23 protein-coding genes are annotated in these 26,008 nt (G+C 64.0%); 8 read left to right on the top strand and 15 right to left on the bottom strand.

The genetic code is table 11. The features are described from left to right. Positions 1-25 precede the first annotated feature (25 nt). Positions 26-580, bottom strand: coding sequence for a peptide-methionine (S)-S-oxide reductase MsrA (gene msrA, locus BTO02_RS03765; RefSeq protein WP_075158563.1), 555 nt, complete (start codon positions 578-580; stop codon positions 26-28). 235 nt (positions 581-815) lie between these two features. On the opposite strand from msrA, the gene BTO02_RS03760 reads away from it, so the two are divergent. After that, positions 816-1,325, top strand: a complete 510-nt coding sequence (locus BTO02_RS03760; protein WP_075155901.1) for a flavin reductase family protein — start codon at positions 816-818, stop codon at positions 1,323-1,325. A 32-nt stretch (positions 1,326-1,357) separates the two neighbouring features. Here the strand turns inward: BTO02_RS03760 and BTO02_RS03755 are convergent, their stop codons facing one another. Beyond that, entirely contained in the window at positions 1,358-1,849 is a 492-nt protein-coding gene (locus BTO02_RS03755; RefSeq protein ID WP_075155900.1) for an Lrp/AsnC family transcriptional regulator, read from the bottom strand. Between the two features lie 106 nt (positions 1,850-1,955). Between BTO02_RS03755 and kynB the strand changes: the two genes are divergently transcribed. The 7 genes from kynB to BTO02_RS03720 all read left to right on the top strand — a co-directional run bounded on the left by kynB (position 1,956) and on the right by BTO02_RS03720 (position 10,847). After that, positions 1,956-2,642 carry an arylformamidase gene (kynB, locus tag BTO02_RS03750; RefSeq protein ID WP_075155899.1) on the top strand — a complete coding sequence of 229 codons (687 nt, stop codon included), beginning with the start codon at positions 1,956-1,958 and terminating at the stop codon, positions 2,640-2,642. 48 nt (positions 2,643-2,690) lie between these two features. Next, entirely contained in the window at positions 2,691-3,941 is a 1,251-nt protein-coding gene (gene kynU, locus BTO02_RS03745; RefSeq protein WP_075155898.1) for a kynureninase, read from the top strand. A gap of 90 nt (positions 3,942-4,031) precedes the next feature. After that, positions 4,032-5,000 carry a tryptophan 2,3-dioxygenase gene (gene kynA, locus BTO02_RS03740; protein WP_075155897.1) on the top strand — a complete coding sequence of 323 codons (969 nt, stop codon included), beginning with the start codon at positions 4,032-4,034 and terminating at the stop codon, positions 4,998-5,000. Positions 5,001-5,330: 330 nt separating this feature from the next. Beyond that, complete coding sequence (dalD, locus tag BTO02_RS03735; RefSeq protein ID WP_075155896.1) at positions 5,331-6,740, top strand: D-arabinitol 4-dehydrogenase; 1,410 nt, start codon at positions 5,331-5,333, stop codon at positions 6,738-6,740. A 98-nt stretch (positions 6,741-6,838) separates the two neighbouring features. Further along, the gene (gene xylB / locus BTO02_RS03730) at positions 6,839-8,326 is read left to right on the top strand and encodes a xylulokinase (RefSeq protein ID WP_075155895.1); all 1,488 of its coding nucleotides are present in this window, start codon (positions 6,839-6,841) and stop codon (positions 8,324-8,326) included. A 49-nt stretch (positions 8,327-8,375) separates the two neighbouring features. Continuing rightward, positions 8,376-9,356, top strand: coding sequence for a sugar-binding transcriptional regulator (locus BTO02_RS03725; protein WP_075155894.1), 981 nt, complete (start codon positions 8,376-8,378; stop codon positions 9,354-9,356). Positions 9,357-9,557: 201 nt separating this feature from the next. Then, the gene (locus tag BTO02_RS03720) at positions 9,558-10,847 is read left to right on the top strand and encodes a styrene monooxygenase/indole monooxygenase family protein (protein WP_075155893.1); all 1,290 of its coding nucleotides are present in this window, start codon (positions 9,558-9,560) and stop codon (positions 10,845-10,847) included. Here the strand turns inward: BTO02_RS03720 and BTO02_RS03715 are convergent. The 13 genes from BTO02_RS03715 to BTO02_RS03655 form a co-directional block, all read right to left on the bottom strand. Next, a complete protein-coding gene (locus tag BTO02_RS03715) occupies positions 10,808-11,740 on the bottom strand; it encodes an amidohydrolase family protein (RefSeq protein WP_075155892.1) in 933 nt (310 codons plus the stop codon). The genes BTO02_RS03720 and BTO02_RS03715 overlap by 40 nt on opposite strands. Before the next feature lie 148 nt (positions 11,741-11,888). Next, on the bottom strand, positions 11,889-12,146 hold the full coding sequence (locus BTO02_RS03710; protein WP_075155891.1) for a hypothetical protein: 258 nt from the start codon (positions 12,144-12,146) through the stop codon (positions 11,889-11,891). A gap of 146 nt (positions 12,147-12,292) precedes the next feature. Next, complete coding sequence (locus tag BTO02_RS03705) at positions 12,293-13,705, bottom strand: NAD(P)(+) transhydrogenase (Re/Si-specific) subunit beta (protein ID WP_075155890.1); 1,413 nt, start codon at positions 13,703-13,705, stop codon at positions 12,293-12,295. A gap of 10 nt (positions 13,706-13,715) precedes the next feature. Next, positions 13,716-15,317, bottom strand: coding sequence for a Re/Si-specific NAD(P)(+) transhydrogenase subunit alpha (locus tag BTO02_RS03700; protein WP_075155889.1), 1,602 nt, complete (start codon positions 15,315-15,317; stop codon positions 13,716-13,718). A gap of 251 nt (positions 15,318-15,568) precedes the next feature. Then, a complete protein-coding gene (locus tag BTO02_RS03695) occupies positions 15,569-16,000 on the bottom strand; it encodes a PAS domain S-box protein (RefSeq protein WP_075155888.1) in 432 nt (143 codons plus the stop codon). Between the two features lie 197 nt (positions 16,001-16,197). Next, positions 16,198-17,451 carry a formyl-CoA transferase gene (gene frc, locus BTO02_RS03690; RefSeq protein ID WP_075155887.1) on the bottom strand — a complete coding sequence of 418 codons (1,254 nt, stop codon included), beginning with the start codon at positions 17,449-17,451 and terminating at the stop codon, positions 16,198-16,200. A gap of 24 nt (positions 17,452-17,475) precedes the next feature. Continuing rightward, positions 17,476-19,221, bottom strand: coding sequence for an oxalyl-CoA decarboxylase (gene oxc, locus BTO02_RS03685; RefSeq protein WP_075155886.1), 1,746 nt, complete (start codon positions 19,219-19,221; stop codon positions 17,476-17,478). A 393-nt stretch (positions 19,222-19,614) separates the two neighbouring features. Continuing rightward, the gene (locus BTO02_RS03680) at positions 19,615-20,364 is read right to left on the bottom strand and encodes a GntR family transcriptional regulator (protein ID WP_075155885.1); all 750 of its coding nucleotides are present in this window, start codon (positions 20,362-20,364) and stop codon (positions 19,615-19,617) included. Next, complete coding sequence (oxlT, locus tag BTO02_RS03675; protein ID WP_075155884.1) at positions 20,364-21,665, bottom strand: oxalate/formate MFS antiporter; 1,302 nt, start codon at positions 21,663-21,665, stop codon at positions 20,364-20,366. Before oxlT ends, BTO02_RS03680 begins: the two co-directional genes overlap by 1 nt. A gap of 495 nt (positions 21,666-22,160) precedes the next feature. Beyond that, positions 22,161-23,270 carry an ABC transporter ATP-binding protein gene (locus BTO02_RS03670; protein ID WP_075155883.1) on the bottom strand — a complete coding sequence of 370 codons (1,110 nt, stop codon included), beginning with the start codon at positions 23,268-23,270 and terminating at the stop codon, positions 22,161-22,163. 22 nt (positions 23,271-23,292) lie between these two features. Beyond that, the gene (locus BTO02_RS03665) at positions 23,293-23,985 is read right to left on the bottom strand and encodes an HAD family hydrolase (protein ID WP_075155882.1); all 693 of its coding nucleotides are present in this window, start codon (positions 23,983-23,985) and stop codon (positions 23,293-23,295) included. Between the two features lie 35 nt (positions 23,986-24,020). Next, positions 24,021-24,890 carry a carbohydrate ABC transporter permease gene (locus BTO02_RS03660; protein ID WP_075155881.1) on the bottom strand — a complete coding sequence of 290 codons (870 nt, stop codon included), beginning with the start codon at positions 24,888-24,890 and terminating at the stop codon, positions 24,021-24,023. Further along, positions 24,887-25,822, bottom strand: a complete 936-nt coding sequence (locus BTO02_RS03655; protein ID WP_075155880.1) for a carbohydrate ABC transporter permease — start codon at positions 25,820-25,822, stop codon at positions 24,887-24,889. Before BTO02_RS03655 ends, BTO02_RS03660 begins: the two co-directional genes overlap by 4 nt. Positions 25,823-26,008: the final 186 nt, after the last annotated feature.

Raw genomic sequence — 26,008 nt, 5'->3', positions numbered from 1 at the left:
CGAAACGACGCGCGCCCGCTTGCACTTACGCGCGGCTGCTCTTGATCCGGTGCACGAACTTCTGCCGGAACTTCGCGACTTTCGGCGCGACGACAAACGAGCAATAACCCTGATTCGGATGCTGCGCGAAATAGTTCTGATGATAGGCCTCGGCCGGCCAGTAATTGCCGTCCAGCGGCAGCACCTGCGTGACGAGCTGGCCGTCGTAAATGCCTTCCGCGCCGATCTGGCGAATCGCCTGCAACGCGGTATCGCGCTGCGCATCGGAGTGCGTAAAAATCACCGACCGGTACTGCGTACCGACATCGTTACCCTGGCGGTTCAACTGCGTCGGATCGTGAATCGCAAAGAAGATATCGAGAATCTCGCGATAACTGATTTTCGACGGATCGAACTCGACCTTCACGACTTCCGCGTGGCCCGTATTGCCGTCGCACACCTGTTCGTACGACGGATGGTCGACGTGGCCGCCCGCGTAACCGGACTCCACCGAGACGACGCCGTCGACGTCGAGGTAGACCGCTTCGAGACACCAGAAACATCCGCCGCCCAGCGTGGCGGTTTCGACTGACTGACTCATGCTGCTCGCTCCTTGATCGAGTTCTGTCTTGCGACTGATGCACCAACTGTTCCACGCACGCATTGCGCCGCACGAAGCTTGCTACGCAATCGTAGGGCCTTGGCGGGATGGCCGCGCGATTCCGCTAAAATTGGGTCAATTCGCAGAAAATCTACATGACCTTCAATCCAGTTTTTTCCATTCACGCGGAACACACCGCTCGCGAGGCGCAAACATCGCAGGGGTTCCCGAACCGATGAAACGCGCCGTGCCGCCCAATTTCGACGCCGCCGCGTTTCGCAGCGCATTAGGCGAATTCGCCACTGGCGTCACCGTCGTCACGACTCGCGCGCCGACGGGCGCGCTCATCGGCATCACCGCCAGTTCGTTCAATTCGGTTTCGCTGTCGCCGCCGCTTGTGCTCTGGAGTCTGGCCACGCGCTCGGCGTCGATGCCGGTATTCCGCACGAATAGCCATTATGTGGTCAATGTGCTCGCCGCATCGCAACTGGATTTGTGCAAACGCTTCGCGACGCTAAAGGGCGATCGGTTCGAGGGTGTCTCGCATGCGGCCGGCGACAGCGGCATGCCGGTGCTGGACGGCGCGCTGGCGTGGTTCGAGTGCCATAACCGCAGCCGTTATGAAGAAGGCGACCATGTGATTTTCGTCGGCGAGGTGGAGCGCTGCGGCGTGCGCGACGATGCGCGGCAGGCCGGGCCGCTCGTATTCCAGAACGGCGAATTCCATACGCTCAAGCCGCTGTAACGTGCGCGCGGGCGCCACTCGCGCCGCTCGCGCTAGGTCTTCACGCCCGGCAGCAGGCTGACCGGCACGCCTGAATCTTCTTTTAGCGTCTGCAGCACGATATTCGAGCGGATATCGAGCACGCCTGGCGCCTTGTAGAGGCGCGTCAGCACGAAATCCGAATAGTGTTTGAGATGATGCGCGAGCACGTGCAGTAAATAATGCGTCTCGCCCGTCACGACGAACGCGCCGATCACTTCGGGCCACTCGCGCACCGCTTCCGCAAAACGCTCGTGCCAGTTTTCCTGCTCGTTGCGCATGGATACCTGCACGAAAGCTTCGAGTTCGAAGCCGAGCACTTCGCGATTGAGGCACGCGCGATAGCGTTCGATGACACCCTGTTCTTCGAGCAGGCGCAATCGCCGCAAACAGGCAGACGGCGACAGCGAGATTCGCTCCGCCAGATCGAGATTGCTGATTCGTCCTTCGTGCTGAAGCACCGTCAAGATACGGCAATCGGTGGCGTCGAGCGAGATCGCGTTCATTTTCGGTCTCCCTTTCCCGTTCTTGCCAAATTATGTTCCAAACAAGCGGAAATAACGAGTTTTTTTCGCAACCCTATTTCGTGCGGGCCGGCCTATCATCGAGATCATGGATACGACAGCAAAAAAACACCGTGGCAGCCGCGCATTGTGGGACATCACGCCTGCAGTCGATGTGACCACGCCCGTCTGGCCCGGCGACACGCCGGTCGGCATCGAACGGGTCTGGCGCATCGAAGCGGGTTCGCCCGTCAACGTCGCCCGGCTGACGCTGTCGCCGCATACCGGCGCGCATACCGATGCGCCGCTTCACTACGACCCCGAAGGCGCGGCAATCGGCGAGGTTCCGCTCGACGCGTATCTCGGCCCGTGTCGCGTGATTCATTGCATCGGCGCGGCGCCGCTCGTCACGCCGGAACACGTTCAGGCGGCGCTCGGCGACGTCCCGGCCCGCGTGTTGCTGCGTACTTACGCGCACGCGCCGCTGCACGAATGGGACCGTGCGTTCTGCGCGGTTGCACCGGCGACAATCGATCTGCTGGCCGCGCACGGCGTCAGGTTGATCGGCATCGACACCCCGTCGCTCGATCCGCAAGACTCGAAAACGATGGACGCGCACTTGCGCGTGCGCGCACACGGCATGGCGATCCTCGAAGGCATCGTGCTCGACGATGTCGAAGCGGGCGACTACGAGTTGATCGCGCTGCCGCTCAAATTGACGACGCTCGATGCGAGCCCGGTACGTGCCGTGCTGCGTGCGCTGAACGGCGCATCGCGCCCGAAGCCGCATGGCTGACGAAGCGATTGCCGATCGATGCGACCGACTGTGAGGGACGGAGCCACCATGAATACCCGAGACGAAGCCGTAGCCCTCGACGCAAGCGATCCGCTCGCGCCGCTGCGCGCGCAGTTTGCGCTCGCTGCCGACACGATCTATCTGAACGGCAATTCGCTTGGCGTGCCGCCCGCGGCCGCCGCGCAGCGCGCGCAGGTCGTGATCGCGGCCGAATGGGGCGAAGGACTCGTGCGCAGCTGGAACACGGCGGGCTGGTTTGCGCTCGCGAAGCGCCTTGGCAACAAGCTTGCTCCGCTCGTCGGCGCCGCGCACAACGAAATCGTCGTCACCGATTCGATTTCGGTGAACCTGTTCAAGCTGCTGTCGGCCACTTTGCGTTTTCAGCAGCAACGCGATCCGAAACGGCGCGTGATCGTCGCCGAGCGCGGCGACTTCCCGAACGATCTGTATATCGCGCAAGGCCTCGTCGCACAGTTCGACGGCGCGTACGAGCTGCGTCTGATCGACGATCCGTCCGAACTGGCTGCCGCGCTGCAAGCGGACACCGCGGTCGCGATGCTGACTCACGTCAACTACCGCAGCGGCTATATGCACGATATGGCCGCTATCACGCAACTGATTCACCAGAAAGGCGCGCTCGCGCTCTGGGACCTCGCGCATTCGGCGGGCGCGGTGCCGCTCGATCTGAACGGCGTCGGCGCGGACTGCGCGCTCGGCTGCACGTACAAGTATCTGAACGGCGGTCCCGGTTCGCCCGCTTTCGTCTGGGTGCCGCACCGGCATCAGAATGTCTTCGCGCAGCCGCTTTCCGGCTGGTGGGGACACCGCGCGCCGTTCGCGATGAACCCGGTTTTCGAACCCGAGGACGGCATCGGCCGCTTTCTGAGCGGCACGCAGCCGATCGTCTCGATGGCGCTCGTCGAATGCGGCCTCGACGTGTTCCTGCAAACGGACATGCGCGAGATTCGCCGGAAATCGCTGGCGTTGACGGACCTCTTCATCGAACTCGTCGAAACGCGCTGCGATGCGTTTCCGTTGCGTCTGATCACGCCGCGCGAGCATGCGCAGCGCGGTTCGCAGGCGAGCTTCGCGCATCCGAACGGCTATGAAGTGATGCAGGCGCTGATCGCGCGCGGCGTGATCGGCGATTATCGCGAGCCGCATGTGCTGCGCTTCGGCTGTACGCCGCTCTACACACGCTACGTCGATGTATGGGACGCCGTCGAGACGCTGCGCGACGTGCTCGCGAACGAAACCTGGCGGGCCGCGGAATTCGCGCAGCGCACCGCGGTGACGTGAACGGGCAAGCAGCGCAGCGTGGCAGATCGCGCGGCAAGTCCAGGCAGCAAGTCCAAGCAGCAAGTCCAAGCCGCAGACGAGGAGCATACGATGGTCACCGACCCGATGAAGCTGCAGGACGACGAGCGCCCGAGCGAGCCGCACGCGCAGCCCAGGGCGCATGCACAGCGTAGTCCGCACGCGCCGCATATGGCTGCCGGCGACGGCAACGACAACGGCGAGCGCACCGGCGAGGACGCCGGCCGGGAGGCCGGCAAAGCCGGCGCTGCGCCCGGATCGATGACCTATTCGGACTACCTGTCGCTCGATACGCTGCTGTCCGCGCAGCACCCGCTGTCGCCCGACTCCAACGAGATGCTGTTCATCATCCAGCATCAGACAAGCGAGCTATGGCTCAAGCTCGCGCTCCACGAACTGCGCGGCGCGCTCGCCGCCGTGCATCGCGACGAGCTGCCGCGCGCGTTCAAGATGCTGGCGCGCGTGTCGCGCATCTTCGAGCAGCTCGTCCAGGCGTGGGACGTACTGGCAACGCTGACGCCTTCCGAATACACGTCGATGCGGCCGTACCTCGGCGGTTCGTCGGGGTTTCAGTCGTTCCAGTATCGCGAACTCGAATTTCTGCTCGGCAACAAGCACGCGGAAATGCTGACGCTTCATACGCAACGGCCCGAAGCGATGCAAGCGATTCGCGCCTTGTTCGACGCGCCGTCGTTCTACGACGAGGTGGTGCGCCTGCTTGCGCGGCGCGGCCTCGCGATCGCGCCGGAACGTCTCGCGCGCGACTGGACGAAGCCGACCGAATACGACGCGAGCGTCGAGGCCGCGTGGCTGCAGGTGTATCGCAATCCGTCCCGGCATTGGGATCTGTACGAAATGGCCGAAGAACTGGTCGACCTCGAAGACGAGTTTCGCCAATGGCGCTTCCGGCATGTGACGACGGTCGAGCGGATCATCGGCCTCAAGCGAGGCACGGGCGGCACGCCGGGTGTGTCGTACCTGCGCAAGATGCTCGACGTCGTGCTGTTTCCCGAACTGTGGCACGTCCGTACGGTGCTTTAGCCCCGCGCACGCCTGCCTGTCTGCGCCTTCATGCCGCACCGCCGCACGAAAACCTCGTCGCGCCGCCTTGACTTTCATCGCAGCGAATACGATCATAAGTTCACAAACTGAGCAAATGCTCCGCGTGCGAGCCGGTTTGTGAATCCGGTTTGCGAATCTGCTTACCGGCTCGGCTACCGGTCCGTTTGCGCGTCCGCTCCATCGGGCGCGTAACGCATGGCTCGTTCGCGCACTGACCCGCTTCGCAGCACCGGCAACACATACAGCACGAAATCGACGCGGGCCGCGCCCACCCACGGCCACGCGCAGAAAAGACTTAGGAGACACATCATGAACAGCGTCCCGAGCGGCAGCGGCGCGAATGCGCACGTGATCCTGCATATCGGCGCAGGCTCGTTTCACCGCGCGCACCAGGCGTGGTATCTGCACCGGCTCAACGAAGCGCGCGTCGAAGGCGAGCCGCACTGGTCGCTTTCCGTCGGCAATATCCGCAGCGACATGAATGCCGTGATGGACGCGCTGGCTGCGCAAAACGGCGCCTATACGCTCGAGACCGTCACCCCGCAAGGCGAGCGCGCCTACGAGGCGATTCATTCGATCACGCGCGTGCTGCCCTGGTCGGCAAATCTCGAAGCGCTCATCGAGGCGGGTGCCGATCCGGCATGCAAGATCATCTCGTTCACCGTCACCGAAGGCGGCTATTACCTCGACGAACACGATCACCTCGATACGGCGAACCCCGACCTCGCGGCCGATCTGAACGGCGCACGCACGACCATCTACGGCGCGCTCGCCGCGATTCTCGAAGCGCGCATGCAGCGCGACGCCGGTCCGGTCACGCTGCAGACCTGCGATAACCTGCGCAGCAATGGCCACCGCTTTCACGCGGGCATGACCGCGTTTCTCGACCGGCGCGGCGCGACCGCGCTGCGCGCGTGGTTCGATGCGAACACTGCGAGCCCGAGTTCGATGGTCGACCGCATTACGCCGCGGCCCACGCCCGATGTGCGCGAGCGCGTGCGCGCGGCGACCGGCATCGACGATGCGTGCCCGGTGATGGGCGAATCGTTTATCCAGTGGGTGATCGAAGACCGGTTTTGCGCGGGGCGCCCCGCGTGGGAAAAAGTCGGCGCGGAACTGGTCGACTCGGTCGTGCCTTATGAAGAGGCGAAAATCCGCATCCTGAACGCGACGCATAGCTGCATCGCGTGGGCGGGCACGCTGATCGGCTTGCGCTATATCCACGAAGGCACGATCGACCGCGAGATCCAGCAGTTCGCGCACGACTACGTGACGCAAGACGTGATTCCGTGTCTCACGCCGAGCCCGATCGACCTCGGACGCTATCGCGATGTCGTGCTCGAGCGCTTCAGCAATCCGTTTATCGAGGACACGAACCAGCGCGTCGCGGCCGACGGCTTTTCGAAGATTCCCGGCTTTATCGCGCCGACGCTTTCCGAAACCTTCGCGCGCGGCAAGACACCGGCCGCGACCGCGATGCTGCCCGCGCTGTTCTTCCGCTTTCTCGACCGCTGGCAGCAAGGCAAGCTGCCGTACACATACCAGGACGGCGTGATGGACGAAAAGGTCGCGCGCAGTTTCTTCGCGGCCGCCGACCCGCTCAAGGCGTACTGCGCGGACCGGCTGCTGTGGGGCCGCATGGCGCAGACGCCGCAGCTCGAGAACACGGTGCGCGCGGCCCTTGCGCGTGTCGACGCATGGCTCGAGAAACGCGTTTAAGAGCACGTTCAAGGACGCGTTTAAGGTCTAACGCGCATGGCATCGGCCGCCGCATGCGGCTAAAGTAGCGCATCTTTATCGACGAAGGTACCGCGCACATGTATCTCGGCATCGATCTCGGCACGTCCGAAGTAAAAGTCCTGCTGCTCGCGTCCGACGGACGCGTGATCGGCACCGCGGGCTCACCGTTTACCGTGTCGCGCCCGCATCCGCGTTGGTCCGAGCAGAATCCGGTCGACTGGTGGGAAGGCACGCGCGCCGCGCTCTTCGCGCTGCGCGAGCGGCACCCCGGCGAATTCGCGCAGATTCGCGGCATCGGCCTGTCGGGCCAGATGCACGGCGCCGTGCTGCTCGATGCGCAAGACCGCGTGCTGCGGCCGGCCATTCTTTGGAACGACATGCGCAGCGTCGAAGAGTGCGCGGAGCTGACCGAGCGCGCGCCCGAACTGCATCGTGTGGCCGGCAACCTCGCCATGCCGGGCTTCACCGCGCCGAAACTGCTGTGGGTCGCGCGGCACGAGCCCGAGATTTTCAGGCAGACCGCATGCGTGCTGCTGCCGAAAGACTACTTGCGTCTGCAACTGACGGGCGGCAAGGTGTCCGATCCATCGGATGCGGCCGGCACGTTGTGGCTCGATGTTGCGAAGCGCGACTGGTCCGATTCGTTGCTCGCCGCGTGCAATCTTTCGCGCGCGCACATGCCGGCTCTCGCGGAAGGCAGCGCGCCGTCGGGCATGTTGAAGCCCGAGCTCGCGCGCGAACTCGGCTTGCGCGAACCGGTCGTCGTGGCGGCCGGCGGCGGCGATAACGCGACGAGCGCGATCGGCATCGGCGCGACGCAACCGGGCGACGGTTTCGTGTCGCTCGGCACGTCGGGCGTGCTGTGCGTGATCGGCGACAGCTTCCGGCCGAACCCCGAGTCGGCCGTGCATGCGTTCTGTCATGCGATTCCGCATCGCTGGCATCAGATGAGCGTCGTACTGTCGGCAGCGAGCTGCCTGCGCTGGGTCTGCAAGCTGACCGGCACGAACGAGACGTCGCTACTGCCCGAAATCGAAGCGCTGCCCGAAGCAGCGCTCACGCATGCGCCGATCTTTCTGCCGTATCTGTCGGGCGAACGCACGCCGCATAACGACCCGTATGCGCAAGGCGTGTTCTTCGGCATGACGCATGCGACCGATCGCGCGCTGCTCGGTTACGCGGTGCTCGAAGGCGTCACGCTCGCATTGACCGACGGGCTCGACGCGTTGAAAGCGGCCGGCACCGAAGCGAACGCGTTGTCGCTGCTCGGCGGCGGCGCGCGCAGCAACTACTGGGGCCAACTGCTCGCGGACGCGCTCAATACGAATACGCGCAAACATGGCGGCGGCGAAACGGGCGCGGCTTTGGGCGCGGCTCGTCTTGGCTGGCTCGCGGCCGGCGGCGACCCCGCGCAGGTGCTGACCAAACCGCCTGTCGAGATCGAGTTCACGCCGAATCCACAGCGGCATGCGGTGCTGCGCCGGCGCCTCGAGCATTACCGCGCGCTGTACCGGCAACTGAAACCGCTGTTCGCGCAAACGGCGACGAGCGACCCGCAAGCATGACGTTCCGTTCGAATCGCGTGTCAGGCTGAAGCCCTCGCATCCATTCATCGTGCCCAAGTCCAGCGAAAAACTCGATCTCGCGACGCGTGCCGCCTGGCTCTACTACGTGGCCGGCAACACGCAGAACGAGATCGCCGAGAAGCTGCAGGTGTCGCGGCCCGTCGCGCAGCGGCTCGTGGCGTTCGCGGTCGAGAAGAACCTGATTCGCGTGCGCGTCGATCATCAGCTCGCCGAGTGCCTCGCGCTCGCCGATGAGCTATCGAAACGCTACGGGCTGTCGATGTGCGAAGTCGTGCCCGTCGACAACGATACGCAGGAAGAAATCGACCGCAAGCTCGCGGTCGCCGGCGCGCAGGTCATGGAGCGGTTTCTCGGCGAGGAAAGGCCGATGGTCGTCGCGGTCAGCAGCGGGCGAACGCTGAAGGCCGTGGTCGACCAGGTCGCGCAACTCGAGCGGCCGCAGCATCGGCTCGTGTCGATGGTCGGCGCGATCGCGCACGACGGCTCGTCGAATCGTTACGACGTCGCGCTTCACATCTCGGAAAAGACCGGCGGCAAATACTTTCTGTTGCCTGCTCCGCTGATCGCCGATAGCGAAGCGGAACGCGCGCAGTGGTGCAATCACCGGCTCTATCGAATCGTCGAATCGCTTTCGGGCGAAGCCGATGTCGCGTTCGTCGGCATCGGCAATATCGGGCCGCAGTGTCCGCTGTACGAAGACGGGTTCATCACGTCCGATGAAGTCGCCGAGTTGATGCAGGTCGGCGCGGTCGCCGAACTGCACGGCTTGCCGATTTCGGCGGACGGCGCGCGTATCGAATCGCCTACCGAACGGCGCGTAACCAGTATTCGTCCTGTTTCCCCGCCGAAGCGGCCCACGATCGGCTTCGCCTGCGGCGAACGCAAGCGCACGGCCATCATTGCGGCGCTCAAGGGCGGCTGGCTCTCCGGGCTCGTGACCGACGAGACCTGCGCGCGCGCCGCGCTCGACGAGGCGGTCGATGCCGGGGTCCACGAAACCGCGCGTTAGTCTTTCTTCTGCGGCCGCCTGCCGGATGCCGCACCTCGCACCTCGCACCTCGCACCTCGCACGGCCGGCATGCTCGGCCGTTCAGCGTTCCTCATAACATCGCCGCGGGTTCGCTGGCCTGTCGATGCTTTCGTATCGTCTGTATCGCCGATGCCCCATTGTTAGGTAGCTTCGAACGCTGACTAACGGAGGAGAAGTCGAATGCATCGAATCGCGATTGTGGGCGCGGGCCAGGCGGGCTTGCCGCTCGCCTTCGGACTGCTCGACAAGGGCTATGAGGTGACCGTCGTATCGGATCGCACGCCGGATCAGATTCGCGGCGGCAATGTGCTGTCCTCGCAATGCATGTTCGGCGCGGCGCTGCAGATCGAACGCGATCTGGGCATCGACGATTGGGACGCAACGTGTCCGCCGGTCGACGGCATTTCGTTCTCGCTGCAAAGCCCCGATCCGGGCGGCGGTCCGTTGATCGACTGGAAGGCGCGGCTCGATCGGCCGGCACAGTCGGTCGATCAGCGTATCAAGATGTCCGCGTGGCTCGCGCAGCTCGAATCGCGCGGTGCGCGCGTGCTGGTCCAGAAAGCCGGCGTTGCGGAGCTCGAAGCGCTGGCCGATACGCATGATCTCGTGATCGTGTCCGCCGGTAAGGGCGAGGTCGTGCAACTGTTCGAACGCGATGCATCGCGTTCGACGTTCGATGCGCCGCAGCGAGTGCTTTCGCTGACCTATGTGCACGGACTCACGGAGGCGGACGATTACGCGCGGGTTTCATTCAACGTCGTCCCGTCGGTCGGCGAATACTTCGTGATGCCGGCGCTCACGCTAAGCGGACCGTGCCACATCATGTTCTTCGAAGGCATTCCGCAGGGGCCCTTCGATATGGGGCGCCAAGCGCTCACGCCGGGCGAACATCTCGATGCGGCCAAACAGCTGTTGCGTACCTGGCTGCCGCGTGAGGCCGATCGCGCGAAGCGCGCGGAACTGACCGACGCGCGCGGCGTGCTGAGCGGCGCGTTCGCGCCCGTCGTGCGCAAGCCGGTGCTGCAATTGCCATCGGGGCGCCACGTCTTCGGGCTTGGCGACGCGGTTGTGACCAACGATCCGATTTCGGGTCAAGGCTCGAGCAGCGCCACGCACGCGAGCAAGGTTTATCTCGACGCGATTCTCGCGCATGGCGATGCGCCGTTCACACGCGACTGGATGGAGCAAACCTTCGAACGCTACTGGACGTACGCGCAGGCGGTCACGCAGTGGACGAATTCGCTGCTGATGCCGCCGCCGCAGTATCGTTTGCGCCTGCTCGATGCAGCGGTGCGGTCGCCGGCGATCGCGAGCGCGATCGTCAACGGCTTCGATGATCCGCCGTCGTTCTTCCCGTGGTGGTCGGATGCAGACGCATGCGAACGGTTTATCGCGCAACGGCAGGACAGCGTGCACAACGCGCCTGACGCTCAGGAGGACGGCATGAACCAGCGGTTCGCGACGCCGTAGAACATCTCGTCGGCTTCGTTCGCCGAGAACGCCCGGAGCATCTCGGCATAGCGTCGATAGACCTCGGCGAAACCGACAGAAAGCCCCGCGATCGGCATATGGCTGCCGAACATGCAGCGCGACACGCCGATCGTTTCGATTGTCGTCGATACCCATCGCGCTGCTTCGTCCACCTGCCATTGCATGCCGAACAGGCATTCGAGCGCGGAAATGTCCATCCGTACGTTATCGCATGCGGCCAGTTCGGTCAGGCTTCGCTTCCAGCTCGCGAAGCCTGCGTCCGAAAGATCGAGCGGCCAGCCCATCAAGGCGGACGTGAAGCCGATGTCGGGATTCGCGCGCACCACTTCGATGACATCGGGCAATTGATGCGCGAATGCATATAACCCGCACTTGAGGTCATAGCGCTTTAGCAAAGCGAGCCGTTCGCGCCATGCCGGGTCGCGCATCACGTGCGGATGCGTCGAAAAACGCCTGAGCGGGTTCGTGTCGTCCCAGATCACATGCTCGCGAACCGCGGTCAGGTTCGGCAGGCTCGCGAACTGGTCGAGCTTCGATTCGAGTTCGGGGTCGAGGAACTCGACAAGCGCGCACAACGCGATACGCAGCCCCGAGCGCTCGCTCTCGTTGGCGATCTGTTGCGCCCAGGCGGCTTCCTTGTGGGCGTCCGTCGAAAGAAACTCATGCCAGACCGCGCCTTCGGCGCGATATTCGCCATCCGCACCGGCGACATCGGCGAGATAGTCGGCCGGCAGATAGCAGCGCGGCAGCGCATCGTAATTGCCGACGAATGCTTCGAACCCCGGATCGCGGCGTTCGAAGAACGGATGCCGGTTTTGCGTGTGATCGAAGAAATGGAGGTGCGAGTCGATGATTCTCTGCGCAATGGTCATGGCGCGGCCCCGTCGGTAGCGCTGCCCGCACGGGCGCAGCACATCGGACAGCTTAGGCACTCACGAGCCCGCGCCCAAGGCAATCGCCCACACTATTCGCGCGTCTCGCGCGACGCGCACGGGCACACGCGAAGCGCGCCCGCGATCGTCACATCGCGCCGCTTGCCGCGACCTTCGCGCCCGATGCGATCGCCTGCAACGCCGCGCTGCGCGCGCTTTCGATCGCCGCGGCCTCGCTCGCATAGAGCGTGTCGCTCTCCACGCGCTGATACGGCAGGATCTCGGCATCCTCAGCGGTCTGCGTCGACATGGTGCGCACCGCTGCGTACGCGGTCCAGCCGCCGTTCTGAATCGACTGCATCGCCGACAGTACGAGTTGATATCGTCCAAGCGTTTCGATGTGCATGAGAATCTCCAGTCAAAAGGGGCCTGTTTTTGCGAAGCGGATAAGGATTCTCAGTGCCCGGCCTTATCCGCTCCATGACGCGTGCTCGACTTCACGTGCCCGGGTTCATGTCTGCGGGTTCATGTGTCCAGATTCATAGGTCCGCTTCACGCGCTCAACTGCGCGAGCAGTGCCTCGACGCTGCGCTTCGCGTCGCCGAACAGCATCCGCGTGTTCTCCTTGTAGAAGAGCGGATTGTCGACGCCCGCGTAGCCACTCGCCATGCTGCGTTTCGACACGATCACGGTGTTCGCCTTCCACACCTCGAGCACCGGCATGCCGGCAATCGGACTGCCCGCATCCTCGAGCGCGGCCGGATTCACGATGTCGTTCGCGCCGATCACGAGCACGACGTCGGTGCTCTTGAAGTCGTCGTTGATCTCGTCCATTTCGAGCACGATGTCGTACGGCACCTTCGCTTCCGCGAGCAGCACGTTCATATGACCAGGCAGGCGACCGGCGACCGGGTGAATGCCGAAGCGCACTTTCACGCCCTTGTCGCGCAGCTTGCGCGTGATCTCGCTGATCGTCGTTTGCGCCTGCGCGACCGCCATGCCGTAGCCGGGCACGATCACGACTTCCGTCGCATCGCGCAACAGCGCGCCGACTTCATCGACCGAGACGGGCACGACTTCGCCTTCGATGGCCGCGGCCGTCGTCGACACGGTGCCGAAGCCGCCGAAAATCACCGACACGAATTTGCGGTTCATCGCGCGGCACATGATGTAGCTCAGAATCGCGCCGCTCGATCCGACCAGTGCGCCGGTCACGATCAGCAGATCGTTGCTGAGCATGAAGCCCGTCGCCGCCGCCGCCCAACCCGAGTAGCTGTTGAGCATCGACACGACCACCGGCATGTCCGCGCCGCCGATCGCCATCACGAGATGCACGCCGATCAGCGCGGCGATCGCGGTCATCGTCAGCAGCGGTCCGATGCCTTGCGCAGGCTGCGGCGCCGTCAGGAACAGATAGCCGAGCGCAACGCACGCCAGTATGCCGACGATGTTGAGCAGATGCCGCATCGGCAGAATCAGCGGCTTGCCGCCGATCGTGCCTTGCAGCTTCAGGAACGCGACGATCGATCCGGTGAACGTCACGGCGCCGATAAACACGCCAAGATAGATTTCGACGTCGTGGATCGATTGCCCGGCGCCGCTGAAGCTCGCCGCATTCTCCGCGGCCGGCGACAGATAGCTCGCGATCGCGACGAGCACCGCCGCGAGGCCGACGAAGCTGTGCAAGGCCGCGACGAGTTGCGGCATTTGCGTCATCTCGACGCGCCGCGCGAGCACCGCACCGCCCGCGACGCCGATCGCCATCAGCGCGACGACGACCGGCAGCGCAGCGCCGCCCGACAGCCATAGCGTCGTGACGATCGCGATCGCCATGCCGGCCACGCCATACAGATTGCCGCGCCGTGCGGACGCGGGGTGGCTCAGGCCGCGCAAGCTCAAGATGAAGAGCGCGCTTGCGGCCAGATAGGCCATGCTGCCGATTCCGCTGCTTGTTCCGATTTGCATGTCGGTCTCCTTATTCGCCGCGCTGGAACATGTTCAGCATGCGTTGGGTCACGAGAAACCCGCCCGCGATATTGATCGTGGCGATCAGCAGCGCGAGACCCGCAAGCACGACGACGAGCGAGTTCGGCGTGCCGACCTGCAGCAGCGCGCCGATCACGATGATCCCGCTGATCGCATTGGTGACGCTCATGAGCGGCGTATGCAGCGCCGGCGTCACGTTCCACACCACCTGGTAGCCGACGAAAATCGCCAGCACGAACACGGTGAAGTGCGCGACGAACGCGGGCGGCGCGACCGCGCCCAAGGCGACGATCAGCACGGCGGCGACGATCAGTCCGACGATGCCGAGCGTCGCGGCGCGGCGCCGCTGTTCCTCGGTCACCGCGGCGCCCGCACCGTGGCCCCCCTGCTTCGGCTGCGGCGCCCCTGCATTCGCTGCCGCAGCAGGCGCGGGCGCCGGCGCCGCGCGCTTCGGCGTGGGCCACTTGTTTTCGCCGTGGCGGATCACGGTCATGCCGGCGATCACTTCGTCATCGAGGTTGACGACGATCTCGCCGTTCTTTTCCGGCGTCATGTCGGTAAGCAGATGCCGCAGGTTCGTGCCGTACAGCTGGCTCGATTGCGTCGCCATCCGCGATGGCAGATCGGTGTAGCCGATCACCGTCACGCCTTCGGCCTGCGCCGTCACGCCAGGCTGCGTGAATTCGCAGTTGCCGCCCTGCTCGGCCGCGAGATCGACGATCACGCTGCCGTAGCGCATGCTGCGCACCATGTCCTTCGTGATGAGCTTTGGCGCGGGCTTGCCCGGAATCAGCGCGGTCGTCACGATCACGTCGACTTCCTTCGCCTGCGCGGCAAACAGCGCCATTTCCGCTTCGATAAACGCGGCGCTCATTTCCTTCGCGTAGCCGCCGGTCCCGCTGCCGTCTTCCTCGTAGTCGAGCTCGAGGAATTCGGCGCCCATGCTCTCGACCTGCTGCCGTACTTCCGGCCGCGTGTCGAAGGCGCGCACGATCGCGCCGAGACTGCGTGCCGCGCCGATTGCGGCCAGCCCCGCGACGCCGGCGCCGATCACCATCACTTTCGCCGGCGCGATCTTGCCTGCCGCCGTGATCTGCCCCATGAATCCGCGGCCGAACTGATGCGCGGCTTCGATGATGGCGCGATAGCCGGCCATATTCGCCATCGAGCTCAGCGCGTCGATCTTCTGCGCACGCGAGATGCGCGGCACGCAATCCATCGCGAGCACGGTGACGTTGCGCGCGCACAGCCGCTCGAGCAGCTCCGGATTCTGCGCGGGCCAGATAAAGCAGATCAGCGTCGTGCCTTCGCGCAGCAGCGCGATTTCATCGACACCGCCCGCGGCCTCGGGCAACGGCGCGCGCACCTTCAGCACGATGTCGGCTGCTGCGTGCAGCGCCGTTGCGTTTTCGGCGATCTGCGCGCCGGCGGCGCGATACGAATCGTCGGAAAACGCAGCGAGTTCGCCCGCGCCTGTCTCGACCGTTACGTTAAAACCGAGCTTCGACAGATGCCCGATCACCTCCGGCGTCAATGCGACACGACGCTCGCCCGGATAGCGCTCCCGCGGTACTCCAATCATCATCGGCATGGCAATGCTCCCAATCGACGTTTCAAATCCTGTTCTGCGGCGCGCGGAATGCCGCGCGATTGCACGCATCGCGCGCGCAGCCGCTCGCGCCTTGCGCCGGCGGCATGCCTTCGCAAGGTCCGAAATCCTGTTGTCAAATGGTCGGTCAGCCGCCGAGGTACGGTCGTTCGGCGGTCTTTCAGGTGCGGCCCGTATGCCGGCCCGCGCAGTGGTCCATCGGGGGCAATGGACCGTGCTTCACTGCTAGCGCATCAGGCGCCCGCTTTTGCCTCCAGCTCGGCCACGCGCTTCTTCAGCGCACGGTCTTCGGCAAAGCGCACGCTTTCGTCGCGGATGATCGCAACGATGCCGCTCACCGCGCCATCGGGCGCATGCAATAGGGCAACCGTAAACGCGATCGACATCGCGCGTCCCGCCTTGTCGACAGCCGGCACTTTCAGCAGATCGTGGCCGTAGCGGGTCTGCCCGGTCGCCATCGTCTTGCTGTAGCCCTCCCAGTGGCGGCCGCGCAGCCGCTCGGGAATGATCAGATCGAGCGACTTGCCCAGCGCTTCTTCCTGCGTGAAGCCGAACATGCGCTCGGCTGCGGGGTTCCATAGCGTGATCGCGCCGTCCGGACCGGAGACGATGACGGCGTCGCCGATTGCATTGACCAGCTGTTCAAAATCGATGGTGGGGGCCATAGTCTGTCGTCCGGGGCTGTGGGCGATGCCCGCGTTGCGAGCACGATGTCCCAGTGTCTCTCGTTCATTGTTCGGCCGCCGTTCCGGTTTTCTGCTTCTGATGCAAAAAGGAACGGCGGCCGTTTGCTGCTTGATGCTTGTTACCTACAGCGTGTTACCTACAGCGTGTTGCCTGCTGCGTGTTACCGATGCGGCGTTCAAACCGCACGCGCTTCGCGCATCGATGCGATCTGGTCGTTGCTATAACCGAGCTCCGCCAGCACTTCGTCGGTATGCTCGCCGAGCAGCGGCGACCCCGTAATTTCGGGCTTCAGATCCGAGAACTTGATCGGGCTGCCGACCGTCAGGTACGTACCGCGCACCTTATGGTCCACTTCCACGATCGAGCCGCTCGCGCGCAGCGATTCGTCGTTCGCGAGTTCCTTCATCGTCAGCACCGGCGCGCACGGAATGTCGAACTTGCGCAGGATGTCGACGGCCTCGAACTTCGTCTTGTCGGCGAGCCACCCTTCGATCGTCGCGAAGATATCGAAGATGTGCGGCTGACGCGCTTCGGCCGTCTTGTAGTTCGGATCGTCGATCCATTCCGGCTTGCCGATTGCGCGGCAGATCGGCTCCCACGCGTGGCCCTGAACCGTGAAGTAGATGTATGCGTTCGGATCGGTTTCCCAGCCCTTGCACTTCAGCACCCATCCCGGCTGGCCGCCGCCGCCCGCGTTGCCGCCGCGCGGCACCACGTCGCTGAACGTGCCGTGCGGGTACTGCGGATACTCTTCGAGGTAGCCGAGGCGATCGAGACGCTGCTGGTCGCGCAGCTTCACGCGGCACAGGTTCAGCACGCTGTCCTGCATCGACACGGCCACTTTCTGGCCCTTGCCCGTCTGCTGGCGGCCGATGATCGCGGTCAGAATGCCGATCGCGAGGTGCATGCCGGTGTTGCTGTCGCCGAGCGCTGCGGCGCTGACCGTCGGCGGGCCGTCCCAGAAGCCGGTCGTCGAAGCGGCGCCGCCTGCGCACTGTGCGACGTTTTCATAGACCTTCAGGTCCTGGTAGTGGTGGCCGTCGCTGAAGCCCTTCACCGACGCGACGATCATCTTCGGATTCAGTTCGTTGATGCGTTCCCACGAGAAACCCATCCGGTCGAGCGCGCCCGGGCCGAAGTTTTCGACCAGCACGTCCGATTCCTTGATCAGCTTTTCCAGCACTTCCTTGCCCGCTGCCGTCTTCGTGTCGAGCGTCAACGAGCGCTTGTTGCTGTTGAGCATCGTGAAGTACAGCGCGTCGGCATCGGGAATGTCGCGCAGCTGGTTACGCGTGACGTCGCCCGAACCCGGACGCTCGACCTTGATCACGTCCGCGCCGAACCACGCAAGCAACTGCGTGCACGCCGGACCGGCCTGAACGTGCGTAAAGTCGATGATCTTGATTCCTTCAAGGGGTTTATTACTCATTCGTCTTCTCCAGTGGGCCGGGGCTTACTTCTTCACGCCGCTTTGCGGGTTAAGGTTGGTCAATCGGCCGCTTTCGGTACCGGCCGCTTCGTCGATCACTGCGTTGATCAGGGTGGGCTTGCCCGACTTGATCGCTTCCTGCAGTGCCTTGGTCAATTCTTCGGGCGTCGTCGCGTTGAAGCCGACACCGCCGAATGCTTCGATCATCTTGTCGTAACGCGCGCCCTTCACGAACACGGTCGGCGCGACGTCCTTGCCGCCGGTCGGGTTCACGTCGGTGCCCTTGTAGACGCCGTTGTTGTTGAACACGATCGTGCAGACCGGCAGGTCGTAGCGGCAGATCGTTTCGAGTTCCATGCCGCTGAAACCGAACGCGCTATCGCCTTCGATCGCAACGACTTGCGTGCCGCTCGTCACGGCCGCGCCGATCGCGAAGCCCATGCCGATGCCCATGATGCCCCACGTGCCCGAGTCGAAACGGCGGCGCGGTTCGTACATGTCGATCACGGCACGCGCGTAGTCGAGCGTGTTCGCGCCTTCGTTGACGACGTTGATGTCGGGACGCGTCTTCAGCACGTCGCGGATGGCGCGCAGCGCGCTGTGGAAGCTCATCGGCGACGGATTCTTTGCCAGCGTCGCGGCCATCTTTTCGAGGTTCTTGTTCTTCTTCTCGGTGACGGCGGAGATCCACTCCGACGGCGGCTTCGGGAAGCTCGTGCCCATGCCGGCGACGAGTTCCGAGACGCACGAACCGATGTCGCCGATCAGCGGCGCCTCGATGGCGACGTTGCTGTCGATTTCGGTCGGCGCGATGTCGATCTGCACGAAGCGCTTCGGTGCGGCGCCCCAGGTCTTGCCCTTGCCGTGCGCGAGCAGCCAGTTCAGACGCGCGCCGATCAGCACGACGCAGTCCGACTCCTGCAGCACGAACGAGCGCGCGGCCGACGCCGATTGCTCATGCGTGTCGGGCAGCAGGCCCTTGGCCATCGACATCGGCAGATACGGAATGCCGCTCTTCTCGACCAGCTCGCGAATCTGCTTGTCGGCCTGCGCGTACGCGGCGCCCTTGCCGAGCAGAATCAGCGGACGCTTCGCGCCCTTGATCACGTCGAGCGCGCGCTTGACCGAGTCCGGGGCCGGCAGTTGACGCGGCGCGGCGTCGACGACCTTGATGAGCGACTGCTTCGCCTTCACGGCGTCGATGGTTTGCGCCAGCAGCTTGGCCGGCAGGTCCAGATAGACACCGCCCGGACGACCCGACACGGCTGCGCGAATCGCGCGCGCCACGCCAACGCCGATGTCTTCGGCGTGCAGCACGCGGTACGCGGCCTTCGCATACGGCTTCGCTGCGTTCAGCTGGTCCATCTCTTCGTAATCGCCTTGCTGCAGGTCGACGATCTCGCGCTCGCTCGAGCCGCTGATCAGGATCATCGGGAAGCAGTTCGTCGTCGCATTGGCCAGCGCAGTCAGACCGTTCAGGAAGCCCGGCGCCGACACCGTCAGACAGATGCCCGGCTTTTGCGTCATATAGCCGTGAATCGCGGCCGCATTACCCGCGTTCTGCTCGTGACGAAAGCCGATGAAACGCATTCCTTCGGCCTGCGCGAGACGCGCGAGGTCGGTGATCGGAATGCCGACGAGACCGAAAATCGTATCGATGTCGTTGAGCTTCAGCGCATCGATGACAAGGTGAAAGCCGTCGGTCGTGGCGGCTTGGTCGCTCCCCTGAGCGGTCGTGGCATCAGGGCGCGCAATTTCAACAGTAGACATTCACTCATCTCCAGATCGTTATGACTGTTTAGGCCGTCGCGTCTCGTGTGTTGGCAATCGGTGCCCGAGGACCTTCGGTCGGACTCTTCGCAGCACTGTGATATACCATATATCACACACCAAGTTGGATTCAATAGCTTTTTGCCCTTAGGGCGTTGGCTTACGCAGCATGAAAGCCGACAAATCTCACCTTTCGCTGACGGCCTTCCCATAAAAACTCCAATAATTTCAGTGGCCTGCTCCTTTCGCTGACTTTTTGTGCAGCACAACAAGACGTCTGACGATATCTGGAATGTGATATATCACATTGCCACAAACAAAGGCCCGTCAGGGCCGTTTCGGCGCGCGACCGACACGCGCTGGTCAATCCATTCTCGAACTTTCTACCCCGCCTCACTCGAGGAAGTCGCAATGCCCGTCCACGTAGGTCGCGAGCTCGAGCGAGTGCTGCCGCGCGAGCCGTTCCGCGCCTTCGGTGTCGCGCGCTTCGAGCGCCTCGATGATCTGCATGTGATCGGTAATCGAGCGCGACGCGCGGTCGCTTTGCGAAATCGTCAGCTTGCGGATCGCACGCACATGCGCGAACACGTTGCGAATCGTGTGCGCGATCGAATGCGACTTCGACAGCTTCACGAGCGCCTCGTGAAACGTGATGTTCGCCTCCGAGTATTCGTCGATATGCCGCGCAGGCGCCTGCTGCGCGTCGCGGAAGCGGTCGAACAGGCGCCGCAGGTCGGCGATCTCGTCGTCGGTGGCCTTCAGCGTCGCGAGGCGCGCCGCCATGCTTTCGAGCGCCGCCCACATCTGGATCATCTCGACGATCTCGCGGCGCGTCTTGCGCCGGATAAACACGCCGCGCCGAGGCACCGCGCGCAGAAAACCCTCCTGCTCGAGCAGCGTCATCGCCTCGCGGATCGGCGTGCGGCTTACGCCGAGCGCTTCGGTAATCGTGCGTTCGTCGAGCCGGATCGGTTCGCGCGAGCCGTAAATGTCGGCTTCCGCGATTGCCTGACGCAGCTTCGCATACGCGAGATCGCGCAGCGACGCGCCAGGATTCAGCGGCTGCAGCGAGAGCGCAAAAGGCGCCGCACGCGCCTCCGAAGAGGCCGGCGACGCCGGCAACGTCAAGGTTGCGTCGTCCATTACTCGTTGGACCCCAGTGGCGTCGGCCGGTAGGTACTACGAGCGTTGGCCGCATTGGAGCCGGCGGCATAGGCGAGCCGCTCGCTCTCCTTCGCCGAATTCTCGATCCACCGCTGCCGCATCGGCGTGAGCACGAACTTCGCCGACACGCTGCCCGCGATCGCGATACACGCGCAGAAGATGAACACCGTGTTCCAGCCGCCATGCTCGGACAACAGCGAGGCGACCGGCACCAGCAACGCGGCCGTGCCCTTCGCCGTGTACAGCGTGCCCGCATTGCCTGCTGCGTATTTCGCGCCGAACGTGTCCGCGCAGGTCGCCGGGAAGTTCGAGAAGATGTCGCCGTAGAACACGAAGATCAGCCCGGAGAACGTCATGAACAGATACGGGTTGTGACCGAAGTGCATGAGCCCGAGCAGCGCGAGTCCTTCGCCGAGGAACGTGAGGAACATCGTGTTCTCGCGGCCGATGCGGTCGGAGATCGCGCCGCAAATCGGGCGCGTGAAGCCGTTGCAGACGTTGTTGATCGACAGCGTGAGCGTGAGCAGCGGCAAGGTCGCGGCGAAGAACGCAATCGGCGTTTCGGCGAAGCCGTACTCCTTCGCGATCGGACCGATCTGGGCGGTCGCGATGATGCCGCCCGTCGCGACGCAGACGAACATCGCATACAGCACCCAGAACACCGGCGCGCGGACCATTTCGCCCGTCGTATAGTCGATCTTGGTCGCGACGATGCGCCTGACATTGCGCGCGAACTCGGGCGGCTGCGGGCGCACCAGCATGGTCGCGAGCAGCAGAATCACGCCGCCTTGCAGGCAGCCGAAGAAGATCAGCGCGTGCTGGTAGCCCGAATGCTCGATCATCGACGCGATCGGAATCACGGTCAGCGCGGCGCCCGCGCCGAAGCCGGCGGCCGTCAGGCCGGCGGCGAGACCGCGCCGGTCCGGAAACCACTTGAGCGCATTGCCGACGCAGGTGCCATACACACAGCCCGCGCCGACGCCCGAAATCACCGCGGCGAGATAGAGCACGCCGAGGTTCGGCGCGTACGCATCGAGTATCCAGCCGAGGCCCGCGCAAATGCCGCCGCCGATCACGACGGGACGAGGCCCGAAGCGGTCGACCAGATAGCCTTCAATCGGCACGAGCCACGTTTCGGTGACGATAAAAATGGAGAAAGCGGTTTGAATCGATGCGAGACCCCAATGATGCGCGGCATTCATCGGCTCGACGAACAGGGTCCATGCGTACTGAAGATTCGCGACGAGGCCCATGCAGATGACGCCGATCGCGAGTTGCATCCATCGGCTGGGCTGGCGGCTTGAATGGCGTTTTGCATCGCCGTCTTGAGCGTTGACTGGCTGTCGCAAGAGTCGTCTCCGTTAATGGCTTCTGTTGGGACGTCGATGCTCGGGTTACGGAGACACATGCGATGCAGGTAGTACCGAACGGGATGCAGTTGACGCCCGTCGATGGTGGAGCGTTTTGTGCTGCAGCAAAAATCAATCTTTTTTATCGTTTGAATAAGGCGGCGTGAATAGCCGTCATCCAACGTTATAAGACGGAAAGGCGTTGGTAATGAAGCTCACCGCGAAAGGGGGAGCGAGATGAACAGCCGGATGTCGCCCGTCCGGCCTTGTTGCAGCGTGCGCCTGGCCGCGCCGGCACCGCTTTGACCTGCGAACGGTTCGCGGTCCGACCGGTCCGCGCGGCCGTTCGTGCTGACCGCGTCGTTCAATTGGTTCGTTTGACTATATATATAGAGCGCGCGCTAAAGCCGCGCGCGCCCCGGTCGCTCACGCCGCCAGTTCCTGCGCAATCCTGCGACGGAATGCCTGCCCGTCGCTGTCGAACAGATGGCAATGGTCCGGCGCCGCGCCGAGCTTGACGGCCTTGCCTTTCGCATGCCGTTCGAGCGGCGGAATCCGCGCGATCAAACCCTCGGGCGCAACGGTGGACTCCGCGTACAGATACGCGGCATCGCCGAGCGACTCGACCGCCATCACATTCGCCGATATGCCGAATTCGGTCGAATCGACGTGCAGATGCTCGGGCCGGATGCCGACCGTCACCTTGTCGCCTTCCTTCGCGCTGCCGGGTTCGACCGCGACGCGTTGCGTCTCGCCCGTCTGATAGCGCACGAGCACGCCGTCCGGCGCAACCGTCTGCACGACGCCGTCCATGAAGTTCATTTTCGGCGAGCCGATGAAGCCGGCGACAAAGCGGTTCGCGGGCGCGTGATACAGCGTGTTAGGCGTGCCGACCTGTTCGAGATTACCGGCCGACAGCACGACGATCTTGTCGGCCAGCGTCATCGCTTCGACCTGGTCGTGCGTCACGTAGATCATCGTCGTCTTCAGCTCGTCGTGCAGACGCGCGAACTCGAGGCGCATCTTCACGCGCAGCGCGGCATCGAGGTTCGACAACGGCTCGTCGAACAGAAACACCTTCGGCTTGCGCGTAATCGCGCGTCCGATCGCGACGCGCTGGCGCTGGCCGCCCGACAGCTGTTTCGGCTTGCGTTCGAGCAGATGGTCGATGTGCAGGATCTTCGCCGCATTGCGCACGGCCTGATCGATCTCCGGCTTTTTCGCGCCGGCCAGCTTCAGACCGAACGCCATGTTGTCGTAGAGCGTCATATGCGGATACAGCGCATATGACTGGAACACCATCGCGATGCCGCGCTTTGCAGGCGGCACCTCGTTCACGCGCGCGCCGTCGATGCTCAGATCGCCGCTGCTGATGTCCTCGAGTCCCGCGATCATCCGCATCAGCGTCGACTTTCCGCAGCCGCTCGGACCGACGAACACGACGAACTCGCCATCCGCGATGTCGAGGTTGATGTTGCGCATCACTTCGTTGTCGTCGTAGCGCTTGCTGATATTGCGCAATGCCAGGCTAGCCATGATGTGTCTCCAATGTTGCTTGCTATTGCTGCTGTTGCGTGATGTTGCGATGCTGCGTCCAGACCGCGACCAGTTCCGGCAGTTGCCGCATGTCGTCGAAGATGTGCCGCGCGCCGGCTGCGCGCAATGCGCCGACCTGCGCATCGTTCGCATGGCCGCCGCCGACGAAGCCGATCACCGTCATGCCGGCCGCCGTCGCCGCGGTCACGCCCGTCACGCTGTCTTCGACGACGAGGCATGCGTCGGGCGTCACGTCGAGGCCGCGCGCTGCCGCCAGATAGACATCGGGCGCGGGCTTCGGCCGCTCGACCGCATCCGCGCAGAACAGCCGGCCGCCGAAGAACTTCGCGAGACCGGTGCGCGCGAGCGCCGCTTCGACGTACGGGCGAAAGCTGTTGCTCGCACACGCTTTCGTCAACGGAATCGCCGCGAGCGCTTCGCCGATGCCATCGACCGTCGGCGCCTGCACGGCCGCCGCCTCGACCCTGGCTCGAATCGCGCCGATATCGCCGTCGGCGAACTGCCTGCCGAGCTGCGCGGCCGTGCCTTCGAGCACGCGCTCGATGCGCAGGCCGAGCAGCGGCATCACGACGGGTGCGACATCGGCGTCGGGCCAGCGCGCTTCGAGTTCGCGCACGAGCATCGCGGCCGCGACCGCTTCGCTGTCGATCAGCACGCCGTCGCAATCGCAGATCAATGCGAGCGCTGTTTCCATATGAAATTCCGTCCGGGTTTGCGTCTGCGTGTTCGTCACTTGACCGCCCCGAACGTGAGACCGCGCACGAGCTGCTTCTGCGACAGCCAGCCGACGATCAGGATCGGCGCGACCGCGAGCAGCGACGCCGCCGACAGCTTCGCCCAGAACAGCCCCTCGGGGCTCGAATACGACGCGATAAACACGGTCAGCGGCGCCGCGTTCGAACTCGACAGGTTGATGCTCCAGAACGCTTCGTTCCACGACAGAATCACGAGCAGCAGCGCCGTCGAAGCAAGTCCCGGCAACGCCATCGGCATCAGCAGGTAGACGATTTCCTGCCATGTCGCGGCGCCGTCGATGCGGCCCGCTTCGAGAATGTCGCGCGGAATCTCGTTGAAGTACGTGAACGCCATCCACACGGCAATCGGCAGATTGATCAGCGTATAGACGATGATGAGCCCCGTCACCGTATCGAGCAGACCGCTGTCCTTCCACAGCAGATAAATCGGCACGAGCACGCCGACCGACGGCATCATCTTCGTCGACAGCATCCACAACAGCGTTTGCTGCGTGCGCTTGCTCGGGAAAAATGCCATCGCATACGCGGCAGGCACCGCGAGCGCGAGACACACGATCGTCACGCCGACCGAGATCAGCACCGAGTTCCACGCGAAGCCGAAGTAATTGCTGCGCGCGAACACCTCGCGAAAGCTCTCCAGTGTCGGCGTGAAAAACACCGACGACGAGTACGCCTGCTGTTCGGTCTTGAATGCCGTGATCGTCATCCAGAAGATCGGGAAAAACAGCGCGATCGAGATCAGCCACGCGAGAACGCCGGGAATACTGCGGCGCACGACGGCGAACGGCGAGGCCGCGGGCGCTGTCGTTGCGCTCGTAACGGGTGTAGCGGCGACTTGACTCATTTTTCGTACTCCCCTTTCAGGTTCTTCGCGAGCATCTTCACGAGGAAGAACGACACGATGTTCGCGACGACGACCGCCAGAATGCCGCCCGCCGATGCGAGGCCGACGTCGAACTGCTGCAGGCCCAGCGCATAGATCAGGTACGACAGGTTGGTCGTGGCGTTGCCGGGGCCGCCGCCGGTCGTCGTATAGATTTCAGCGAAGATCGACAGCAGGAAAATCGTCTCCATCATCACGACCACGGCGATCGCGCGTCGCAGATGCGGCAGCGTGATGAAGAAGAACATCGCGAACGGCCCGGCGCCGTCGATCTTCGCCGCTTCCTTCTGCTCCTGATCGAGCGACTGGATCGCGGTGAACAGAATCAGAAACGCGAACGGCAGCCACTGCCACGCGACGATGATGATCACCGATGTCAACGGATAGGTCGCGAACCAGTCGATCGGTGTCAGGCCGAGTGCACGCATCGCATCGGCCACGAGGCCGTATACGGGGTGCAGGATCATGTTCTTCCAGATCAGCGCGCTCACGGTCGGCATCACGAAGAACGGCGCGATCGCAAGCAGGCGCGCGATGCCCTGTCCGTAGAACTTGCGGTCGAACAGCACGGCCATCAGCACGCCGCCCACCACCGTGATGACGAGCACCGCGACGATCAGCTGCAGCGTATGCAGGATGGACGGCCAGAACGACGGATCGGTGGCGAGATAGTGGTAGTTGTCGAAACCGGCGAAGCCCTTTTCATCGGGATTCAGCAGGTTGTAACGCGTGAACGAAAACCAGATCGTCATCGCGAGCGGAATCGCCATCCATAGCAACAGGACCGCGACCGACGGCGAAACGAGCCAGCGCGCGGACGCGGCTTTGCGCGATTCGCGTTGCTGTTCGGTTTGGGGTTCGGCGTGCGACAGAGGAAGGCGCAGATGAGGCATGATGGGCCACCTGTTCGGAATTGCGCGAGCCGCTGCGTTTGTTTCAGACCACGCGCGGCGGTGCGCTGTGCTGCCGGGGGTCCGGCCGGGCATTGCCGCCCGGCCGGGGTTTGCTTCAAACGTTCATTGCTTCTACATCGCTTTCTACAGCGAGACGCGCGCGCTTCGTGCGCATCTCGCTTCGCG

It is taken from the genome of Paraburkholderia sp. SOS3, assembly GCF_001922345.1.
In the GTDB taxonomy this organism is placed as follows: domain Bacteria; phylum Pseudomonadota; class Gammaproteobacteria; order Burkholderiales; family Burkholderiaceae; genus Paraburkholderia.
This window is presented reverse-complemented; position numbering and strand designations above follow the sequence as displayed.